Raw genomic sequence first — 23,111 nt, 5'->3', positions numbered from 1 at the left:
GTGGATATAATATTCACCATTTTTTGTTTTTGGTTCTTAGAGAAAAGAGAAATGTAATTTTGGATCCAGACTCACGACTTACGACTAAAATTTTATAATGCGCAATTCCTTTAAACTTATTATTGGTGCCTTAATGTTTATGCTCGCTGCTTTGCGCCCAGATTTTGCGTCATTTATCCCGCTTTGGATTAAGGCTGGTGGTGCCGGTATATTATTGGTATTGGGCTTGTATCAACTTTGGAAAGAGCGAGAGTGGAGAGGGTGATTTTTTTTTAGATTAAGCATCCAGCATCCAGCATCCAGCATCCAGCATCCAGCATCCAGCATCCAGCATCCAGCAATTTTATCTTATCACCACCTTCTGAACAAACATTCCACCATTTGACCCAGTAATCCTGGCAATATAAACACCCCCAGAAATACTTCCGTAGGAAATTGTGTTTGTACCCGTGGTAAGCGAGGCACTCTGAACTTCTTTTCCTGTAATATCAAAAAGGTTGAAGTTCGCGTTTGCAACACTTTCATTTGTAATTATAAATTGTCGTGAACTGCTAGTTGTATACAGGCTAAAATCCTCTTGCTCGTTTTCCGAAAGGCTTAATTGCGAATCAAGAGTAATCGTCATCGTTCCTATCTTTTCAGAAGAAAACGGCGTTGTCCCTTGTAAACTAGCAATCGGTTGGGCAGGGTTGGTGTCTGCATTTGCGCTTGTGTAGTCTGTCCCGCTGTCCGTTCCTGCATCATAAGGAAAAACATCAAAACTTATCGTTTCTTTCCAAGCAGTACCTTCATCGTTAAGCAATGAGAAACTATCAACCATAATTAACCAATCAGGACTCGGTGCGATCATACTTACTAATGTGAGTAGCGGATGTTCTTCAGAAACCGTAAAACTCCCCGTAATCGTTCCTGATGCACTTCCCAATGCCCCAAAATCAAGAATTTCTTGGGCGTTTCCGTTTGAAATTTCTGTATTAATTTCTGAGAAAAAGGCATTATTGTTTCCAGTTTCGGCGACGTTTTCTATGCCCGGGGTTGCCGTTTCTCCGGCTTCTATAAAGTCTGCATCGCTATTGTGAAGGGTTCCTACAAGTTTGGACCAATGTGCGCTACCAGGAAGACTTCCGCTAGAATGTGGGTGTGTAGACTGGCTCCACGTGCTTTCGAAGACTACTTCAAATTGAGCATCGTCTAGTTGTGAGTGCGCTTTTGCGAAAGCAAAAACCAAACAAAGGGCTGTGAGTGTGTATTTTAATTTCATAGGATTTAATTTATGGTTACAAGTTTGCAAAAACCAATCACTTTTCCAAGCTTTACAAGATGTTTGAAACGTTACTTGCATTTTTAGGAGCGACGGCTATTCTAGCTTTGTCGCCAGGACCGGACAATATTTACGTTTTGGCGCAAAGTATTTCTAACGGACCCAAAGCTGGCCTCGCCACAACGGCCGGATTAATCTCTGGTTGTATAGTACATACGACCTTAATCGCGTTTGGGATTTCGGCAGTGATCGCTTCTTCACCAGAAATATTTTGGGGAATCAAGATTTTTGGAGCAACATACCTGTTATATCTCGCCTATAAAGTGTGGAAAAGTAGTGCGAACGTAGCTTTAGAAGATAGCGCGCCAAAAAAATCTGGATGGCAACTCTTTAGGCAGGGTGTGATTATGAATGTGTTAAATCCTAAGGTGACGATTTTCTTTCTCGCTTTTTTTCCTGCGTTTTTATGGGAGCCAGAGGGAAATACGGTGGTTCAGTTTTACGTCCTTGGCGGATTGTTTATGCTATTGTCGTTCTTGATCTTTGGTAGTTTTGCGCTTCTCGCGGGAGCGATTTCAAAATATTTAAAACGTCAACAAAATGCAGGACTTATTCTCAAATGGTTGCAAATAGTCGTTTTTGTGGGGATTGCGGTGTTTATTCTTATTCCTTAACTATCAAGTGCGGAACATCCTCTAGCCTCCAGTCGATAACTAATCCTCCTGCAAGTGACCTTGCGATTTCTGCTCCGTAAAGATGTTCGGCAAGGTAGAGAGAAGCTTCGAAGCTTTTGGCGCCTCCTGCTGAGGTGATGTATTTTCCATCGTGCACAAAAAGTACATCCTTTCTAATGTCCAAATTTGGAAAGGCCTCCCGCATCTTATCAATATCGCTTGGGAAGGTTGTCGAGACTTTACCATCCAGAAGACCAGCCTTAGCCAGCACAAAAGCACCGTCACAATGAGAGGTCATAAACAGCGCTTCCTTATCTACTTCTTGTACAAATGAAATCATAGCTTCGTCCTCTAGGTCAGTATCTAGATGATGTTCGGCGCTGGGGATTACCAGGATATCAATTTTCGGCAAGTCGTCCTTTGTATAATCAAAATCTGGCAAGATGTACATTCCTTCAAAAGTCCGAATGGGCTCGAGCGTGTTTGCCACCATAAAGACATTCATTGCCTTGATATTCTCTCTAAAGATGGTGTGTTGAAAAATATCAAAAGGCGCCGTGAGCTCTGTATTATAGGTGCCGTCCATAATTAAAAATGCCACATTGTATCGGGTGGAATCTAGGACTGGTTTTGCTTTCGCGAAACCTGTACTGAGCGAAGCCGAAGTAGCGTTATCAACTTTCGTATCATCTTTTTTATGGTTCGAATTTTCACAACTTACCGCAAAGACAAGAAGTGCCAGAAGTATATTTAGGAATCTCATTTATCTAATTTAGGCGTTAAAGATAGTGCTTCTGTTGTTTTTTCAGCCTCCAGCATACGGCGTACGAGGAATAATAGGAACCAAGCGATAAGTGTCAGTCCCATCAGGAAAATCCACGTAGCCTTAAAACCGTAGGCCTCTATGATTTGCATCCCGCTGTTGTGACCGAAGATGTGCGCGATGGAAAATGACATACTATAAATGCCCATATAGGCGCCCTGACGTCCTAATTTTGAGCGGTCCAACGCAAACTTATTACTAAAAGGAAACGAAATCATCTCGCCAAACGTAGCAATCACCATCCCAATCACTACAACGCCCACCCAAGTTTCCCAGAGTAGTAATAAGAAACTCACCCCAGTCATTAAGAGACCTAAGATTGTATTCTGAATATTCGTAAACTTCTTTTTGTCCATCCACGCGATGAGGGGCATTTCAAAAACCACGATCAGCACCCCGTTGAGCGCGAGAATTAAACCGATGTTATCCTCACTCAACTCGTACACATCTTTGTAAAATAGCGGAACCGTCGAGAAGTACTGTATGAAGATAATCCCAAAAAGTGCCAAAGCAACCAAGAATAACATATAAGGCGTATCCATTAACGGCCGTCTAGGGTTTGCTACCACAACTTCTGTATCTAGCTCTTTTACCTTTTTAGGATTAAGTACTTGCGTCATCAATAATCCTGCGAGGATACACGTTATCCCGTCCACGTAAAACAAGGCGTCATATCCTGCACTCGCAATTAAAAAACCACCTACGGCAGGTCCAGCCGAAAATCCTAGATTTATAGCCAGCCTCAATAAGGTGAGAGAGCGCGTTTTGTTTTCGGGTTTTGAGTATGCGCTGAGAGCTACAAAGAATGCGGGCCGACCCATATCTGCAATCGCGATAAGGATAAAAAATGACCCACACATCGCCCAGAAGGTCTCAATGTGCATCACCCACATAAAATTTACTCCCGTAAGCAGTAGGCTAAAAAGTATCACTTTATAGTACCCGATGATATCAGATAATTTCCCGCCGAGCCAAGCACCAAAAAATGACCCTAGTCCATAAGCGGTCATAATCCAACCTACATCACCCACGGTAAAATTCAGGCTTTTGTTTAGATAGATTGATAAAAATGGAATGACCATCGCACCCGCTCGATTTATGAGCGTGATGAGCGACAGCCACCAGATTTCCCGTGACAAACCGTCAAAAGTCTTAAAGTAATTGCGCAGTAATGTTTTCATAATGGGTTGGTGTTTATTAGTTTATATACCTGCGCCGGCCTTATAAAAGTAAAAAGTCCGACGCTAGGGCCGGACTTTTAAATATCGTTACTTCTTATATTAAGATAGTCACAACACATCTGTCCGACTCGCACGAGTGCAAGAAATCGAGGTGTATGTGGTGACTTGTTTCATCATTTTCTCCGCTCTTGGCGGTTTTTGTTTACAGCGTAAATCTATTAAAAAAATGGGTTGGTTTTACGCTTCCGCGAAAATTTCCTCACCCTAATTATCAATTCTGAAATAGATGTCCTCCCTTTTTCCGAAAACGTTATCGTGCAACAACTCCAGATTTCTAGGAATACGAAGTTTTAAACCGTAATTTGTAATGCTATTTTAAACACCAAGTCGGTATGAAAATCAAAGCCATTCTCCCCGTAATTTTTTTCGCAAGTGTCCTTTTTTTAACATTTGAAAGCTTCCAAACAGTTCAAAATGCGTCAAAAATCAATCAAACTGACCCTAAAAAAGAAGCGATTGCTCGAAAAGTGGACAGCCTTCTAGCCATTATGACGCTTGAAGAGAAGATAGGGCAGATGAATCAGTACAACGGATTTACAGATTTTACAGGTCCAGCGCCTAAAGGTGGAGATGCAGAACGTAAATATGAATACCTGCGCAAGGGGTATGTAGGTTCAATGCTCAACGTGCGTGGTGTAAAAAATGTACGTGCGGTACAAAAAATAGCCGTAGAAGAAAGCCGGCTGGGAATCCCACTTATCATAGGTTTTGACGTCATACACGGATATAAGACAATGGCACCCATCCCACTCGCCGAAGCTGCCAGTTGGGATATGGAAGCAATACAACGTAGCGCTGAAGTTGCGGCTGCAGAGGCCGCCGCCTCTGGAATAAACTGGACATTTGCTCCTATGGTTGATATTTCGCGGGATGCCCGTTGGGGACGCGTTATGGAAGGAGCAGGAGAGGATCCGTTTTTAGGTAGCGATATTGCAGCTGCACGAGTTCGCGGTTTTCAAGGAGATGATTTAAGTGACCCACTAACCATCGCTGCCTGCGCAAAACACTGGGCAGCCTACGGATTTGCCGAAGGCGGTAGAGATTACAATACGTCAGATATAGGAACTTCTACCTTATATAACGTGGTTTTTCCACCGTTTAAAGCAGCGGCAGATGCTGGCGTAAAAACGTTTATGAATTCTTTCAATACACTTAACGGAATTCCTGCAACCGGAGACAAGTTTTTGCAACGAGAGATTTTAAAAGGCAAGTGGGATTTTGAAGGATTTGTAATTTCAGATTGGGGGTCCATTAAGGAAATGGTAGATCACGGTTTTGCTAAGGATGGAAAAGAAGCCGCTCGCCTCGCTGTAACTGCTGGGTCAGATATGGATATGGAATCGGACTTATATGTGACTGAACTTGCTGGACTTGTAAAAGCGGGAAAAGTAGATGAAGCGATGATAACAGACGCCGCAAGACGTATTCTTACGGTAAAATTTGAACTAGGACTTTTTGAAGACCCGTATCGCTATTGCGATGAAGCTCGAGAGAAAGAGGTTGTTTACAACGAAAAATATCAAGAAGATGTGCTAGATATGGCACGCAAGTCTATCGTCTTATTGAAGAATAAAGGAAATCTCCTTCCGCTTAAAAAACAAGGACAAAAGATTGCGCTCATCGGTGCGCTGGCAGACGATAAGAGTAGTCCGCTGGGGAGCTGGAGAATTGCTTCAGATGATGGGACGGCAGTTTCGGTGAAGGAGGGAATGGAAAAATATGAGGGGAACACCTTAACCTACGCCAAAGGAGCAGACGTGGTGACTGGCGATGCTACATTTTATAGAGAATTAAATATTAATGAGACGGATACCTCCGCTTTCGCGAAAGCGGTCTCCACAGCAAGAGATGCAGACGTCGTGGTGATGGTCCTCGGAGAGCACGGCTTTATGTCTGGAGAGGGCAGAAGCCGTACAACGCTCAATATGCCTGGCGTACAGCAAGAATTACTAGAAGCGGTGTATGCCGTAAATAAAAACATTGTCCTAGTCTTAAATAACGGACGACCATTAGTAATCGACTGGGCAGCCGAAAATATCCCCACTATTGTGGAAGGGTGGCATCTAGGAAGCCAAGCGGGAAATGCCATTGCTCACGTGCTGTACGGAGATTACAATCCATCAGGTAAATTACCGATGTCTTTTCCTAGAAATGTGGGACAGGTGCCTATTTACTATAATCCAAAGAGTACGGGTCGTCCAAATAATGCTGGAGATAATCTCGTGTTTTGGTCACACTATGGAGATTCAGAAAACACACCATTGTATCCTTTTGGTCACGGACTGAGTTATACGACTTTCAAATATTCAAATATGGCCGTTACCCCAAAAGCATCTGGAGCTACAGTTAAAGTGACTGTGACTAATACTGGAACTGTGGAAGGAAAAGAAATCGTACAATTGTACCTGCAAGATCCCTTTGCTAGTGTAACGCGTCCCACACGGGAATTGAAAGGATATGAGGCCGTGATGCTAGTACCGGGAGCTTCAAAAGAAATTACTTTTGAACTAACAGGGGAAGAGCTAGGATTTTACAATAATCAAGGAGAATGGATTGTCGAATCTGGCGATTTTAATGTTTGGGTGGGCGGAAGCTCTGATGCAAAGCTTATGAAGTCTTTTGAACTCGAATAATATAGAGTTATGAAATCAATTATATACGTCTACCTAGTATTGGTAACTGCCAGCGTTTTCGGCCAGTCACCTGCTGGGTTTATAGAGGAGGCCAAAACTTTCCAAGAGGAATTGAATGCAACATATATGAACCCTGATTCCACAATTCTCTCTAAAAGGCAATTGAAGAAGTTTAGTGGACTTAAATTTTACCCAATAGATTTAAAATTTCGCGTAAGCGCAACTTTTAAAAGAACCCAAAACGCTATTCCTTTCCAAATGGAATTATCTTCTGGACGTACCAGAGAATATGTGCAATATGGATTGCTCACGTTTGAACTCGAAGAACAACAATTTGAACTGCCTATTTATCAAAATACCTATTACCGTGATCATCCTGAGGAGGAATACGGAAACAGTCTGTTCTTACCATTTACAGACTATACTAGTGGCGACGGCTCTTATGGTGGCGGTAGGTATATCGATTTTGTTATCGAAGATATAGAGGATAATCATCTACTAATTGATTTTAATAGGGCCTACAATCCTTATTGCGCATACACCACGGGATACAATTGCCCCATCCCTCCAGAAGCAAATGATTTGAAATTTAGAATAGAAGCTGGAGTAAAGGATTTTGATGGAAAATACTAAGCTAGTTTTCCCAATTCCATCCCGCCAAAAACTGCAAGAATCCCCACGGCAAAGCTTACTATTGCATACAATGCAAACGTCATAAAATCTCCAGATTTAAGGAGCACGTGATTTTCATAAGCAAAGGTAGAGAAGGTAGTAAATCCTCCACAAAAACCTGTGGCAAGAAGCAAGGTCGTATTACTGTTTAACGCATTGTTTTTTAACGCCCAGCCCAATATTATTCCTATAATCAAGCTACCTATAATATTTGCCGCAAAGGTGCCATAAGGAATTCCAGAAGCTGGACTATTCCATAGCTTTCCTAGAAGGTATCGCGCAATACTCCCTGCGCCGCCTCCTATAAATACAATGAGTAACTGTTTCAACTGTGTTTAATTATAAATTAGAAATGCCGCTCAATGGCGGCATTCATATTACTGTATATCTACGATAGGAATGTAAATTTCGGTCACCCAGTCTGCAGGGCTAGGGAATTCTCCAGGATCGTTTGTGTAGATTTCAAAAGGTGGCTGGTCGCTCTGTTCGTATCCTTTTTCTGCTAGTGCAGCATAAGCTCTTGCCCAAGCTTCACTTAAATTTTTGTAATCCCCACGCAATGTTACTTTTAGGGCAGCTGTTCTAGGCATAAAACCACTTAAAACATTTGTTTCTCCAGCGACAACAATCTTTTCTTTTACCGGGATTGCATTTGTCATAATCACAGCGCCGTTCTCCAACATCTGATTATAAATGGTAAAAGGCATTCCAGATTGTTTTATATTATTAGCGTTCATAAATGCCATAATGCCTCCATAGTTTTCTCCCATTATTTGTGAGATGGAAGCCGCATTTGCACTTGTTGTGCGGTATAAGTAAAAACCGCCACCGTGCTCTGCAAGACCGTCTACATTAATTTCGTATGCGGTGATGGCTTCTTCTGCCATTTTTTTGAGTCCGTCCAGTCCTTTAGCGTACATCTCGCGTTGCTCTGCTTCAAAATCCATTCCTGAGAGCGCAAAGTAAGCCTTATCCATTATGGTGTGCTCACCTGTCATTCCCCAAGTTGCTTTTGTTGCACCATCTTCTGTGTCTTCAAAGTTCCAGTATACCTTAGGAAAACGCTCGCCTCCCGGAGTTACTATGGTAAGGTCTTGTTCTAGGGTTGTGTGTGGGACGGCTTTAGTTGTGGTCATAGAACCATCATATTCTCCTTGCCAGCTGTAGGAAGCCCCTTCGCCAGATGTCTTATCTGCATAGGTCCATACCATTGTCGGGTCTTCGGCTTTCCACGGGCCCCAACTCTCCCAAGTTTTGTAATCGTTTGCTATATCGTAAACAACACTCTTAGGAGCTTCGATTACGGTAGACTCTTCTATTTGATACGTACCATCTTGGGTAGCAAAATAAATCGCTCCACCTATTAATACAATGAGTACGAGGAAAAGAAGGAATTTTAAGAATTTCATAGTCTGTTTTTGATAATAGACTGTAAAGATAGCGAATTATAAGATTTGTAATTTTAGTATCTTTCGGCACTAACCTAATATATTTTCGATGAAATTTAAATTGATATACGGAGCAGCTCTGGCTGCAGTTATGATAACTGGATGTGGAGAAAAAACGGGAAATGATGAAAAGGACGCTTTCGCGAAAGCGGAATCCCCAAAACCTCTATCTACAGAGGTAGAACAGGTAGCAGACCTGAAGATTTTACGTTATGATATCCCAGGATTTGAGAATCTTACTCTCAAGGAGCAGAAACTTGTATACTATCTTACCCAAGCTGGTCTCGCTGGAAGAGATATTATGTGGGCGCAGAACTACAGACATAATCTAGAGATAAGAAAAGCGCTAGAAACCGTTTATACAAATTATAAGGGAGATAAGAACAATGAGTCGTGGGGCCAATTTGAAACCTACCTAAAAAGGGTTTGGTTTGCAAATGGGATTCATCATCACTATAGTAATGATAAGATGAAACCTGAGTTTAACGCAGATTACCTTAAACAGTTACTGGCAGATAGTGGGGCTTCGTTAGAAGGAGAAGCATTTGATGTTTTATTTAATGACAAAGACAGTAAGAAAGTAAACCTCTCAAAAGATGCAGATATTGTAAAGGAGAGTGCTATTAATTTTTATGGTCCTGACGTTACCACAGCAGATGTTGAGCAATTTTACGGGGCCATAAAAGTAGATAATAAGGAACCTATAGAAGTTGGTCTCAATACGCGTCTTGTAAAAGAGAACGGTAAGTTAGTTGAGCAGGTTTACAAAAGCGGTGGTCTTTATGGAGCAGCTATAGACCGTATTATATTTTGGCTAGAAAAAGCGCAATCTGTAGCCGAAAGTGAGCAACAAGGAAAGGCACTAGGTCTTCTTATAGAATATTACAAGACAGGAAGTCTAGATACCTGGGATGATTATGCTATTGCTTGGGTAAACTCTACAGAGGGAAATATAGACTGGATAAATGGGTTTATTGAGGTATATAATGATCCCAAAGGCTATAAAGGGTCGTATGAAACAATCGTTCAGATCAAGGATTTTGATATGTCTAAGAAAATGGCGGCGCTCTCTAAAGATGCACAATGGTTTGAAGATAATTCTCCGCTAATGCCCGAGCATAAAAAGGATACTGTAAAAGGTGTTTCTTATAAAACCGTTATAGTAGCAGGAGAAGCTGGAGATGCATCACCTAGCACACCTATCGGGGTAAACTTACCGAACAATAATTGGATACGACAAGCCCAGGGAAGTAAGTCTGTGTCTTTAGGGAATATTATTAACGCTTATAACAATGCTGGAGGCTCAGGTAGACTCAAAGAATTTGCACACGATGAAGAAGAAATTGCTTTAGAGGAGGAATATGGAAAACTGGGTGATAAGCTACACACTGCTTTGCACGAAGTGGTAGGTCACGCCTCGGGTCAAATAAATGAAGGTGTAGGAACTCCTAAGGAAACTTTAAAGAGTTATAAATCTACTATAGAAGAAGGGCGAGCAGATTTGTTTGGTTTATATTATTTAATGGATCCAAAATTACAAGAAATCGGTCTTGTGCAGGATTGGGAGAAAACCGGGAAAGCTGCATACGATGGCTACATCCGTAATGGTCTCATCACACAGTTAGTGAGGTTAAACTTAGGTGATGAGGTAGAAGAGGCGCACATGCGCAATCGCCAATGGGTGAGTGCTTGGGCCTTTGAGCGTGGTCAAGCAGATAATGTGATTGAGAAAGTGACTCGTGACGGGAAGACTTATTATAACATCACAGATTACAAGAAGTTGCGTACAATCTTTGGAGAATTGCTACGCGAGACACAGCGTATCACTTCTGAAGGTGATTATGAAGCTGCAAAGGCGCTCGTAGAAGATTACGGAGTAAAAGTAGACCAGCAAATACACGCAGAGGTTTTAGAACGTAACAAGCAATTTAAGAGTGCTCCATATAGCGGTTTTGTAAATCCGATGATTGTTCCTATCATAGAAGGAGATGAGATTACTGGATTTACTATTGAGCAACCAGAAACTTTTGAAGGACAAATGCTGGAATACTCAAAGACGTATGGACATTTAAAATAATTTTATTGTTTCGCTTTCGCGAAAGCGAAACAAGACATTTTTTTAAGCCCGCTAGGAGATAATAAACTTTAGCGGGTTTATTATTTTAATAGGGCATACTTGGAGCAAGTAAATTTATGGAGTGAGTATTCTCAGATGCTTTTGTAAAAGCAAAAAAGCCCCCCAAATTGGGAGGCTTAGATTGACTAGAAAATATACGTTTACTTTATAACCAGTTTGTGTCCGTATATCCCTTCCGGGGTCGTGACATTAATTAGATAGACTCCCGTACTAAAATCGTGTATAGGTATTCTAAGACTAGGTAAATTAGTTTGTGGAGATAATTTGATTACGAGTTGGCCAGCTATATTGTAAAGCGCTATGCGCTCGATGGTAAGCTGATCTTTATTCTCGATGTGTACAGCATTATCGTTGGGAGAAAAATAAGCAGTAATACCAGAAGTGTCATTTAAATTATCTTCTAAGCTTAATGTTTCGTCGTCTTCTGAAGTTTCTTCATTGTCATCTTCTATCTCTGTCTCATCATCTTGATCAGACTCCTCATCCTCATCCTCATTGTCCTGATCTGACTCGTTTTCTTCATCTTCTCCCTCTTCTGTTTCTTCCTCTTCTGTTTCTTCCTCTTCCTCTGAAGTATCATCTTTTGTTTCAAAAACAATGGCAAAGCGATCGCTATAAACCCCAGATTCTAAGTGAATAACAAATTCTCCTGTCCTTAGGTTTGTGTAATGATCTGTTAATTGGTCCCAAAGAAATATCGTTTGATTCTCTGGAGCTTCTGCGAAGTCTACACTTTTTAAACGTATAATTCGTTTACCAGAAGCTGCTACTTTTACGTAAAGAGGAAAAATTGTTTGGTCAATAACATTTGGAGCACCTTGAATAACCGCGTTTCTATCGGCTACCGTCCAAGTCATATCGTCATCCTGCATATCGCTTATAACGCCGTCGTAACCATTATCATAATCGAATGTTGTATTGTTATCTAGCGTTAACAAAAGCTCTCTTCTTATGCCTTCGGGCACATCATACACAAATCGAAACTTCGTCCTTACATCTTCGGCATCAAATATTGTATCGTCATTTTGGTAGGTGCTATCATCGCTAGCGGCTTTATTTTCTGCATTTAAAAATATAGAGGACGCTCCTTCTTTTACAAAGTTACGTTGGGTGTTACTTAAGTTTATGGTTCCCGTAGATTGTGCTTTTACAAAGAAGCCTTGCCCTACTGGTACATAGCGTTCTGGTACTTTTGTTCCTGAACCTGTAGAACTTACCTCAGGGTGACTTACCGCCGGTGTACCTCCAGATAGATTATACATAGCGTAACCACCTTGATATTGCTGTAGGTAATGTGATCCGCCTCCCCAATGTTCCCAGAAATACAAAGTACCATCTAGATGCGGATTATCGTTTATGAAATCATTTGCATCTAGAGCAGAAGCAAATGGATTTCCGATTAGGTAATCATTATCTGCATTTACATGTAATGCTATTTCTTGCGCTGTGGTACTGTTGTTTGGTTTTCCCACAAACGTATAGTTCTGCGGATCGGTTATGGTCCCAGTACCAGGTCCTTTCATTGTCCAGCCCTCTCCAGCTTTCATAGTTCCGTATGGACCCACATATTGCCAGTTTGCATAAGTACTAGAGGGTTGGTTTGCGTACTTAAAGAACCAATATGCGCTAAGAGTTATCGGTGTTCCAGGACTTCCATCATAACCTCCTGTATAAGAAATGGCCATCGGGTTATTTACATCAGAACCATCACGCATTAAGCTACCTATGGAGAAGTCCTGATTTAAAGCACTAGCGTTAATAGTACTTACAGGCGAGCACCAGTAGTTATAAGTAAACTTGTCTGCAGTTCCCTGTTGATCCCTCTCTAGACTACCTGAACTTGTTAATTCTAAATCAGAGTTGAGTGTTTGAACCAGTTGAGACTCTCCCACAAGATCCATAAGGCCATTGAGACGTAGATAATGAGAAACTTCAATTTTGCTATCATTCTCTACAGAGAGTTCATTTGCCAGCACTTCTAAGCTTAGCACCGTATTATTAGTCTGTGTGTTCACATTATGAGATGTCTGGACAATATTCCAATCTACAGTTTGAGTATTATCGACAATGGATACTGCTGCGGGATGTTGAAAATTACTACCATTTTCCCAAGTTGCGTCTGCTGTCCATATACCATCTGCAGTAGATACGTAAGGTAATGGTGCTGTTTGCTCGTCTACAGTATCTAAGTTCTTAATCGCTGCTACGAGTCCATTTCCAGATTCATCTTTTACGTTTGTAAAAGTGTAACGATTCATCGGGAAATACCCAGCGAGGTTAGTCCAAGAAATAGTACTTACGTTATTTTTAGAGATTCCTTGAGGTACAATTTTACCATCTACTGTACCATCTCCGTGTTGCTGGATCTCTTGGTTCATAATATAACGAAGCTGGTCTACGGTTAAGGACTGATTCCAAACGCGCACTTCATCTACCGTCCCTTCAAAGAAATCAGAAGGATTTGCACCGTCAGCTGCGCCTATAGTAAAAGATTGATTATTTGCAGTTGGGTTTCCGAGTGCTGCAGCGGTATCTAAAATACCGTCTATATATAAATTTGCTAGGCCACCTCCGTAGGTAACTGCTACGTGATGCCATTCTCCCACAGGAATTACGGTCGTTGAGTTTACAACTTGAGGCCCACCGTTTCTCCACTCCATAGCAACAGTTCCATCTAAATTTGAACGTAATTCATATCCTTCTGTAAATGAAGCATTTCTTTTGGCCATTATAGCTCCTCCATTAGAGTCTGTTTTTAACCAAGCAGATATAGTAAACTGAGAATTATTTAGGTTGAGATTGTTCCCAGCATCCATATAATCCTGCGCTCCATCAAAGGTGACTGCACGCTCGTAATAGTACTCCGGAGCATAACCGAAAGTGATGTACTTTGTACCGTTAAAATCATAATAAGTCTCGAGATTTGATCCGTTAGGTTCTAGTATCGTATATTCTGAAGTAGGATTAAAACTAGGAGTATCAGAAATAAACATCAAGAATTTACCGGGTGGTGTAATGGTAGCACTTAAGGCAATTTCTGGAATAGAAATCTTAGTCATTCCTACGTTACCAGTTTCTTGGACTTTCCAGCTTCTTTGGACGGCAATAAAATCTACCACACTATTTACTCCTGGTACCCCGAAACTCATATCGACCACTATTGGAGCAGAAGCTCCTAGATCACCATTATCGTGAGCCCAAAGTAGGTAGTTCTTATTATTTGCAAAAGCATTAGGATTTGTGCTGTTTGTAGGATGTATATCGTTAAGACCAAAAGTCAACAACGAAGTGGGGTTTACACTTTTTGATTGTTTTTGATGCAAAGAAGAGCAATCATCTCTTCCTATTCCCGCGATATCATAATTAAATGAAGCACCATCAGAAGATGCATCCCAGATAACATTTCCATCAGAGTCTACATAATCAAGAGCAGCTCCGTTTGTGCCTAGAGTGATACCATATTTGATTGCAAGATAGGATTGAATTTTTTGTTGATCTGCGTCAGAATTACGACTTGAGTAGGATATGACTTCCATTATGTCTCCATCATAACTTGCTCCAAAAACTTCACTTCGACCCAGCCAATATCTAGAATTTTCAATTCTTGTAAATGAGCCAGCGTTTACTTCGGTATTTCCTATATTATTCCCATCACAGTAAAGTTGGGCGCCATTATTTGCAGCCTTAGCTCGACCATTAAAGATATTTGCATTCTGAAAACTCTGTGTAGTACTTACATTTGCAACACCGTATTTAGTTTGAGGCCCTTGATTAAATGCTACTACGTCGTTTGAAAATCTAATTGAAGTATCTCCCATTTCAAAGCCGGTAACATCCTCAGAAGGAGCAGAGTCTCTGTAATCATCTCCACAAAAGATATCATTTGGGGCGCTAGAATATGTTATCGGCGTATTAGGCTTTACTACAATGTAAAACTCATCAGAATAATAACCCTTCTTACCATACATAGAAGATGATGTTGGGTCAAATTTTAATACTGGATTAAAATTCACATTGTTGGTAGGATTATCATAATAGGTAGGCTCTTCTCCAGATGGAGACGTAGCATTGGTAAATGAGGTTGTAAAAGCTTGGTCTTCCCAATTGTTAATTAAATTACCATCTACTGTAGCCCCTGTACCAGCATCTGCACGTAGCCATAGTGCTAGATTAGAGCCTATACCAGCGGGACCACAGGAGGGGTCTACAATAGTTGCAGCTGCGTAACCAGTTATACAAAAATTATCTAAGGCAACGCCTACATCTCTTGTACCACCATCACTTCTAAAATCTACTCTAAACTGAACGTTAGGATTATTATCAAAACCTTGAGATTGTAAATCAATAGAAGCATTAATCCAGCCGCCACTATTACCTGTCCAACCATTTATATAAACGTAGTTTCCTCCAGTAATCTGGTCAAAATTATAAACGACCTTACTCGTATACCAGTTAGTGCCTTCTCCTACGCCACCTAGGGCATACCATGTTGTCCCCCCGTCGTCTGAAAATTGAATCTGAAATCCATCCGGTGTTGGGTTAGTGAGGCTGCCGTCGTTACTCATATCGTACCACAGGTCAACACTTAGATTTAATTTTTCATATCCACTAAGATCTATTGTTGGGCTTGTAAACACGTGATGTGCATTGTTGTTATACTGACCGCTAGCTCTGTCTGTGTATATGTATTCACCAGATGCTCCTGCAGATGCTGTAGCTTCTGTACCTCTGTTCCAATCTCCATTAGTAGATGTAGTATTATTCCAATTGTGGGCCGCCGTACTAAAATCCTCACAATAGACAGAAAATTGCGAAGAGGAATCAATTCCGCTCCCTCTTAAGCTAAACGTATAGGGATTCTCATCACTATCATTATTTGGGATGGTAACAGTCGCGCTGTCTGTTGTGAGTGCAGTAGGATTATAGGTAATAGTAAAAGATGAACTAGTACTACTGCCTATAGTCGTGGCAGGTGCTGTATCAAGTGTAAAATTAGCACTACCTGTTATGATCGGGGTTGTGGTTGTCAGGTTGAGCGTACCAGTATTTTGAATTGTAAAAGTGTGCGTTACGGGAGATCCTACATTGCTGCTCCCAAAGTCAGTATGGTCTGCTGTGGTAGGTGTGGTGTCACCATTTGCAATTTCAATACTGTTACCGTACACGTCCATTTCTGGAGCGGGAACTCCTGCACTTATAAGTAGTGAATAGTCTTCTACCTCACCGTCAAATCCAGTACCACAAGAACTAGGATAGAAATTATACCGCGTTGAGACTCGCATTCTAGTCACTCCTATACTAGCCGTAATAGGAACGGTAATCGGTAATGGAGACAGGGTAGTGGCACCATTTGTTACATTATAAGCAGAACCTAAGGTATATTCTTCTCCAGCGTCGGTAAAATCATCATCTCGGTTCCAGTCTATCCACACTCTAGTACCCACAGTATAGGCTCCGTCAGTATTTACCTGAACGGTGAGGTTGTGAGTATCACCAGGAATTACTGTGGTAACAATAGATGTAAAATCACTATACGCGTTATCCTCTAAAGGTGTTGGGTTGTCTATTGTATTAAAAATAACACGTCTCGTACCAGTCGTATAACCATCGTTTCCGTTTCCGTTTGAGGTACAGTATTGAGCAGTAACGTTGTCTTGAAAAAGAACTAAGAAAAAAAATAGGGCACAAACTTGGGGTAGGGTTGAGCGAAGCGTAATTTGTTTCATAATCAAGCAGGTTAATAGAAATAGTTTGGGGCTATTTCGTATGATTTGGGACCACTAAATTACAAAATTGTGTAAGCTAAAATAATTTTCAGTGTTAAAATTGTGTATTTAAACCTATTTATATGTATTTCGTCGATAAAACAAACATCTGTTAGTTTAAAAATGTTAATTTTAGGTAAATTATAAGGGTTACGCTTTCGCGAAAGCGTAAAAAAAAATCACCGTCGTAAAGAAGGATTTTTACACAAAAAAAATGGCCATATTAAAATGGCCATTTTTCTGTCTCATATTCTTTTAGTTTAATAAATAATAACTTTAGCAGTGACTACGTATTGCTGATCACCAAAAGAGAGTATATACGTACCCTTACTTACGTTCGGTAATGGTAAAATGAGTTTTTCATAATTACTCTGTAGCGGCCATTCTTCGATTTGTTGTCCTAATATGTTGTATAGTCTTGCACTTTCAACAGAATGTTGGGAAGGATTGTTAATTATGAGTTCATTATTATCCTTACTGTAGTGTACTATAAATGACTGTATCGTAAGGTTCTCGTCTTGTATATTTAATGTTTCTTCATCATCAGACTCATCTTCTTCTGATTCTTCATCAGTACTATCATCTTCCGTTTCTTCATTATCCGTTTGATCATTATCATTCTGACCTCTAAATACGATGGAAAAACGATCATTGTAAGTACCTGCAGGAAGACTTATCGTAAAATTTTCTTCTCTGAGGTTTGTCCGACTATTCTGTAACTTATCCCAAATGAATACATACTCAATGTCTTCCGAGTTTACAAATTCTTCACTTTCTATTGAAATGATAATTGTCTCATCATCTTGTAACTGTAAGAATAAGGGAAATTCACTATTGTCATTTGTATTCGGAGCTCCTTGGATAATCGTTTTGCGATCTGAGACAAGCCAGGTCATATCACTATTCTGTAAATCGGTTACCTCGCCATCATATCCTCTGTCATATCCGTATGTTGTATTTTCATCTAGGGTGAGCAGTAAAAATCTCTTAATACCCTCAACAATATCAAGGCTAAATTTGAATTTTGTTCTGGTATCTTCCTCATCAAAGATGGTATCGTCATCTTGTTCTGGGACAGATGCTGGAGCACTCCTGCCACCTTCTGGGTCTAGAAAAATTGAGTTTGCTGGATTTTCTTTTACAAAATTACGTTGAGTGTTTGAGAATGTAATGTCGCCATCACTAACTGCTTTTACAAAAAATGCTTGCCCAACAGGAACATACCGCTGTGGTTTTTTGGTTCCAGTACCACTCTGAGAAACGAGAGGATGACTCATTGCCTCGATACCTCCTGATAAATTATACATGGCATACCCACCTTGATATTGCTGAAGATAATGTGATCCTCCTCCCCAATGCTCCCAAAAATATAGCGTTCCATCAAGTTGTGGGTTGTCTGTTATAAAGTCACGGGCGTCCAGGGCAGAGGGGAAAGGGTTACCCACGAGATAATCATTGCCTCCATTTACTGGAAGAGCAATTGTTTCTAAATTTGTTGCATTATTGGGCAAACCTAGAAAGGTATAGTTCTGTGGCGTAGTGACGCCTCCAGTTCCTGGTCCTTTCATAGTCCAGCCTTCTCCAGGAAGCATTGTGCCACCAGATCCAACGTGTTGCCAGGCAGAATAGGTGCTGGATATCTGGTTTGCATATTTGAAGAACCAAAAGTTACTAAGTGTTATTGGAGGTCCAGGACTTCCATCATATCCCCCTGTAAAGTTTATAAATAAAGGATTATCCTCATCAGAGCCATCCAGCATAATGCTTGCAACGGTGTAGGGTTGATTTATTGCTCCTGTATTCATAGTGCTTACAGGTGATGACCAGAAATTATAGGTAAATGTATCTGCAGTTCCTTGTTGGTCCCTTTCTATATTCCCAGAACTTGTTGGGTCTAAATCACTATTTTCTGTTTGAACAAGTTGTGACTCTCCTACGAGGTCTAAAACCCCATCAAGATTAAGATAATGACTTACCTCAATCTTACTATCGTTTTCTATTAAAACCTTAGAAGACTTTACATCTAGTGCTAATAGATTTGTGTTAATTTGACTAGTTACTTCGTGATTTGTTTGGACAATATTCCAATCTACATTTGTTCCCAGAGTGGGGTTTGCTATTGAACCTGGAGTATATAACGTGCTTCCATTTTTCCAAGTACCAGCTGTATTCCATTGCCCGTCTGATGTCGATACATATGGTAAAGGTGCAGTTTGGGCACTTACTGTATTTAGATTTCTAATGGCTGCTATATGACCATTGCTGGATTCATCCTTGATATTCGTATAAGCAAATAAATTCATTGGGAAATAACCATCCAGAGAAGTCCAAGGAATCGTTTTTATATCATTTTTAGTAATATCTTGAGGAACGATTTTTCCATTTACAGAACCATCAGAATGCTCAATAATTTCCTGATTCATTATATAACGCAGCTGATTTTCTGATAAGGCAGCTTGCCAGACGCGTACCTCGTCTAGGATACCGTCAAAGAAATTAGTAGGGTTATTACTATCTACCGCTCCAATGGTAAAGTGTTGTGCTGTAGGAGCTGGAGCTGGAGCGCTAAATGACGTGTCTTCCACACCATTAATATAAAAAGTTGCAGTACCTCCCGAATAAACAACGGCAATGTGATGCCATTGATTCTGCGGTATTACTACCGAAGAATTAAAGTTCCTGTTAGTTCCTGCAGAATCTCTCCATACCATCCTAGGCTCTCCGCTACTTGTTAAACGTAGTGAATAACCTTCGTTCCAAGGGCCATCATTTCTTTTGGCAATAAGCTCTTTATTCCCAGAATTAGGACCTCTATTTACCCATACAGAGATCGTAAACTCTGAAGCGAGATCTAGTACATCTCCGGCATCTAGATAATCTCCCACTCCTCCAAAAGTTACGGAGCGCTCAAACCGATATTCTGGAGCATAGCCGAAGGTAATATATTTTGTCCCATCAAAATCAAATGTAGTCTCAAGGTTTGAACCGTTAAGTTGCATAACCCTATAATCTGAAGTTGGATTAAAGTTAGGTGTGTCAGATATGAACATTAAGAAGTTACCTGGAGGAGTAATCACGGCCGTAAGAGCAGATTCTGGAATAGATATTTTTGTAGATCCTATAGAGCCGCTCTCTACCACTTTCCAAACTCTATTAATAGCTATAAAGTCTACAGGCGTACTAGTTCCAGCTATGCCATCGCTTAAATCTACCCCTATAGGAGATGCACTTGTCAAGTCACCATTGTCATTGCCCCACATAAGGAAGTCCTTGTCATTTGGGAATGTGTTCGTATTTGCGGCATTTGTTGTAAAGATATCGCCAAGTCCGAAGGTGAGTAAAGCATCAGAGTTTATACTCTTAGATTGTTTTTGATTGAGTTCAGAACAGTCGTCTCTACCTATACCAGCGATATCATAATTAAACGCACCACTATCTTCAGAAATATCCCATATGATATTGGCATCTGTATCTACATAATTTAGACTAGTACCATTTGTTCCTAAAGTAATACCATATTTAGTGGCCAGATACGATTGGATTTTCTGTTGATCAATGTCAGAATTGCTCTGAGAATAGGAGATAACTTCAACAATATCGCCCGCATACTGAGGCCCAAAAAATTCACTTCGTCCTAAAAAATACCTTGAGTTCTGGACTTTAGAAAATTTTGAAGTATTTGCAATGCTGTTCCCTATGTTAAGTCCGTTTTGAAATAATTCTAGACCATCATTCGAATTGTTTGTTCTTCCATTAAAAATATTCCCACCTTCAATGATTTTAGTTGTGCTTATCTCGGCAACACCGTAGTCCAGCTGTGTCCCAAGATTGAATGCCGCAACATCATTGTTAAAGCGAGCCGAGGTGTTGCCCAACTCAAAGCCCGTTACATCTTCAGAAGGAGCAACATTCACATAGTCATCCCCACAAAAAATATCATTAGGAGAAGATGCCGCAGATATTGCTGAATCCGGTTTTATTACGATATAAAATTCATCAGAGTAAAAACCGTCTTTACCTGTCATATAGGTGTTTAAACCATCAAATTTAACAACGGGATGGAAATTGAGGTTATCTGTAGTGTTATTTCTGTAAGAGGGCTCTGAGCCAGAAGATGCAGTCGCATTTCTGTAATCATCATTAAGCACTTGGTCCTCCCATATATTCAGGTTATTACCATCTACCACACCAGAAATAGCATCTGCGCGAAGCCATAATTTAAGATTAGCACCTATTCCCGCAGGACCACAGGTAGGATCAGTAATCGTTTCTATAGCCTTACCCGTAACACAAATATTATCAAAAGCCATCCCTATATCTGTAGTGCCCGAGTCAGACCTAAAATCAACTCTAAATTTTACGTTAGGATTGTTATCAAATGCCTGGCTATGTAGGTCAATGGATACATTTACCCATCCACCACTATTTCCAGTCCAGCCATTTATGTAAGTAAACGTACCGCCTACGATGTTTCCAAAATTATAAACTACGTCACTATTATACCAATTTGACCCTTCATCTTTTGCTCCTAAAGCGTACCAAGTAACCCCGTCGTTATCTGAAAATTGAATTTGAAAACCGTCAGGGGTCGGGTTGACGGGATCACCATCATTACTAAAGTCGTACCATATATCTGCATTAAAAACAAGTCGCTCATATCCTGTAAAATCTAGTGTAGGACTCTCGATGACAAGAGACGAATTATTAGAATACCCACCAGAAACCCTATCCGAATAGAAATAGCCGCCATCTGCACCTGAAGAGGCTGTTCCTTCAGTACCTCTAGAGAAATCTCCATTTGTATTATCAGTCACACTCCAAGAATGAGAGCCAGTCTCAAAATCTTCACAGTAAACATCTACTATTGCTGTAGGGTCTATACCGCTACCTTGAATAGCATAGGTAAAAATGGCTTCATCTGAGTCGTTACTTAAAATTCTGACCGTTGTCCCATCTGTACCTAGTACTGTAGGGGTGTATCGTATGGTAAATGTACTTGATGTACCCGGGGCAATGGTCGTAGCTGGAGAGGTTATAAAATTAAAACGAGCTGCATCACCTCCTGTTAAGGTGGCAGAACTTATAGTAAGATTTAAATTTCCAGCATTTGTTATGGTAAACACGCGGTCAATGGTAGCTCCTACTGCTGTTCCTCCAAAATTAGTTGCGTTTGCTGTACTTACCCCAGTATCTCCGTCATTTATACTATTCCCGTTTCCTGTTATTTCAATTTCTGGAGCAGGAATGTTATTAGTAACATTTATAGTATAATCCTCGGTTTCTCCATAGAAGTTAGTACTACAAGAAGTAGGAGTTCCATTCCAATAACTCACAACTCTCATCCTAGTATTTCCGAGTGTTGCTCCTAATGGAACAGTTATCGATAGAGGAGAATTAGATGTTGCCCCATTTGTGACATTTGTAGCTGTACCTAAATTATATTCTTCGCCGGCATCATCAAAATCATAATCTTGATTCCAATCAATCCAAGCTTTTATTTCAAAATAATTGTTGCCATTAGTATTAACTTGAGCAATAAGATTATGTGTGCTTCCTTGTTGCAAATTGGTCGATAGATTTGTAAAATCCGAATAACCTATGTTTTCAATAGGCGTATTGTTATCTATTGTGTTTATCGCAACTCTTCTAATAACTGAAGGGTTTATAAACCCTCCAGATGTGCAATAAGAGGGAACATAGGTGTCTCCAGTAATTCTGAAATTATCAAATCGTACATCGTTACCTTGTATACTACCATCAGAAGCAAACAGAAATCTAAACCTTACATCACTTTCATTATCAAATGAGGCGTCAAAGGCACTAAGGTCTATAGATTTACTAAAATCACCCTGATTACCAGACCATCCGTCTGCACCAAAGCCTATAGCATCTACTCCAGTATCATTATAGAAACCAGAGGCTTGAGTTCCTAGGGGAGTCCAAGCACCACCTGCGATCGAGTACTCGATACGCATACCGTCATATCCAAATTCTGTGTCACAATACAAGTCTACGTCAAGCACTAAATCGCCATATCCAGTAAAATCGATAGTGCGGCTTATATAATCTGAAAATGAACTGTTATCGTAAACATTTCTGGGATTTATCCTTACATTCTGAGAAGCTCCTACGCGTTCCCAGGTACTACCAACATTAGTAGACGAGCTCCATGCATTATCACCACCCCCATTTGCAAAGTCTGCATTAAATAGAGTAGTCTGAGCTATTGTATTTCCGAAAACGAAAAAAAGAGCTGATAAAAGGCCAACAAGGCGCAAGACATCCTTGAGTAAAGTTGTTTTCATAATGAGTAGGTTTCAAATGCCATTTGGGATAGACATTTTGCATATTTGGTATGAACAAATTACAAACTTTCTTAATGTAAACGAACAAAAAACCATAAAAATGCGTATTTAGACCTATAATTGTGTATTTCATCGATGTTTTTAAAATCGTG

Annotated in this window: 12 protein-coding genes; 5 read left to right on the top strand and 7 right to left on the bottom strand. The window is 40.4% G+C overall.

The annotated features are described in order from the left end of the window. The first annotated feature begins 97 nt into the window (after nt 1-97). On the top strand, nt 98-265 hold the full coding sequence (locus EAX61_RS16365; RefSeq protein ID WP_161555137.1) for a hypothetical protein: 168 nt from the start codon (nt 98-100) through the stop codon (nt 263-265). 78 nt (nt 266-343) lie between these two features. Here EAX61_RS16365 and EAX61_RS00285 read toward each other — a convergent pair whose 3' ends face one another. Continuing rightward, nucleotides 344-1,261: a spondin domain-containing protein gene (locus EAX61_RS00285; RefSeq protein WP_201739394.1), complete on the bottom strand. Its 918-nt coding sequence runs from the start codon at nt 1,259-1,261 to the stop codon at nt 344-346. Nucleotides 1,262-1,320: 59 nt separating this feature from the next. On the opposite strand from EAX61_RS00285, the gene EAX61_RS00280 reads away from it, so the two are divergent. Next, nucleotides 1,321-1,935 carry a LysE family translocator gene (locus tag EAX61_RS00280; protein ID WP_121915658.1) on the top strand — a complete coding sequence of 205 codons (615 nt, stop codon included), beginning with the start codon at nt 1,321-1,323 and terminating at the stop codon, nt 1,933-1,935. Here the strand turns inward: EAX61_RS00280 and EAX61_RS00275 are convergent. Both EAX61_RS00275 and EAX61_RS00270 read right to left on the bottom strand, forming a co-directional pair. Then, the gene (locus EAX61_RS00275) at nt 1,925-2,698 is read right to left on the bottom strand and encodes a DJ-1/PfpI family protein (RefSeq protein ID WP_121915657.1); all 774 of its coding nucleotides are present in this window, start codon (nt 2,696-2,698) and stop codon (nt 1,925-1,927) included. The genes EAX61_RS00280 and EAX61_RS00275 overlap by 11 nt on opposite strands. Further along, nucleotides 2,695-3,939, bottom strand: a complete 1,245-nt coding sequence (locus EAX61_RS00270) for an MFS transporter (protein ID WP_121915656.1) — start codon at nt 3,937-3,939, stop codon at nt 2,695-2,697. The genes EAX61_RS00275 and EAX61_RS00270 overlap by 4 nt, the downstream gene beginning before the upstream one ends. 392 nt (nt 3,940-4,331) lie before the next feature. Between EAX61_RS00270 and bglX the strand changes: the two genes are divergently transcribed. Both bglX and EAX61_RS00260 read left to right on the top strand, forming a co-directional pair. Next, nucleotides 4,332-6,632 carry a beta-glucosidase BglX gene (bglX, locus tag EAX61_RS00265; protein ID WP_121915655.1) on the top strand — a complete coding sequence of 767 codons (2,301 nt, stop codon included), beginning with the start codon at nt 4,332-4,334 and terminating at the stop codon, nt 6,630-6,632. A 9-nt stretch (nt 6,633-6,641) separates the two neighbouring features. Then, on the top strand, nt 6,642-7,265 hold the full coding sequence (locus EAX61_RS00260) for a DUF1684 domain-containing protein (RefSeq protein ID WP_121915654.1): 624 nt from the start codon (nt 6,642-6,644) through the stop codon (nt 7,263-7,265). Here the strand turns inward: EAX61_RS00260 and crcB are convergent. Beyond that, nucleotides 7,262-7,633 (bottom strand): fluoride efflux transporter CrcB, encoded by a 372-nt coding sequence (gene crcB / locus EAX61_RS00255; RefSeq protein WP_121915653.1) that lies wholly within the window; start codon nt 7,631-7,633, stop codon nt 7,262-7,264. The genes EAX61_RS00260 and crcB overlap by 4 nt on opposite strands. 48 nt (nt 7,634-7,681) lie before the next feature. Continuing rightward, nucleotides 7,682-8,713: an SRPBCC family protein gene (locus EAX61_RS00250; protein WP_121915652.1), complete on the bottom strand. Its 1,032-nt coding sequence runs from the start codon at nt 8,711-8,713 to the stop codon at nt 7,682-7,684. 88 nt (nt 8,714-8,801) lie between these two features. Here EAX61_RS00250 and EAX61_RS00245 point away from each other — a divergent pair, with 88 nt between their 5' ends. Then, nucleotides 8,802-10,829 (top strand): dipeptidyl-peptidase 3 family protein, encoded by a 2,028-nt coding sequence (locus tag EAX61_RS00245; protein ID WP_121915651.1) that lies wholly within the window; start codon nt 8,802-8,804, stop codon nt 10,827-10,829. Between the two features lie 200 nt (nt 10,830-11,029). On the opposite strand, the gene EAX61_RS00240 is transcribed toward EAX61_RS00245, so the two are convergent. Together EAX61_RS00240 and EAX61_RS00235 are read right to left on the bottom strand one after the other, a co-directional pair. Next, entirely contained in the window at nt 11,030-16,615 is a 5,586-nt protein-coding gene (locus EAX61_RS00240; protein ID WP_121915650.1) for a DUF8202 domain-containing protein, read from the bottom strand. 299 nt (nt 16,616-16,914) lie between these two features. Beyond that, nucleotides 16,915-22,959, bottom strand: a complete 6,045-nt coding sequence (locus tag EAX61_RS00235) for a DUF8202 domain-containing protein (protein WP_121915649.1) — start codon at nt 22,957-22,959, stop codon at nt 16,915-16,917. Nucleotides 22,960-23,111 lie beyond the last annotated feature (152 nt).

This window comes from Dokdonia sinensis (assembly GCF_003688895.1).
Taxonomy (GTDB): Bacteria; Bacteroidota; Bacteroidia; order Flavobacteriales; family Flavobacteriaceae; genus Dokdonia; species Dokdonia sinensis.
This window is presented reverse-complemented; position numbering and strand designations above follow the sequence as displayed.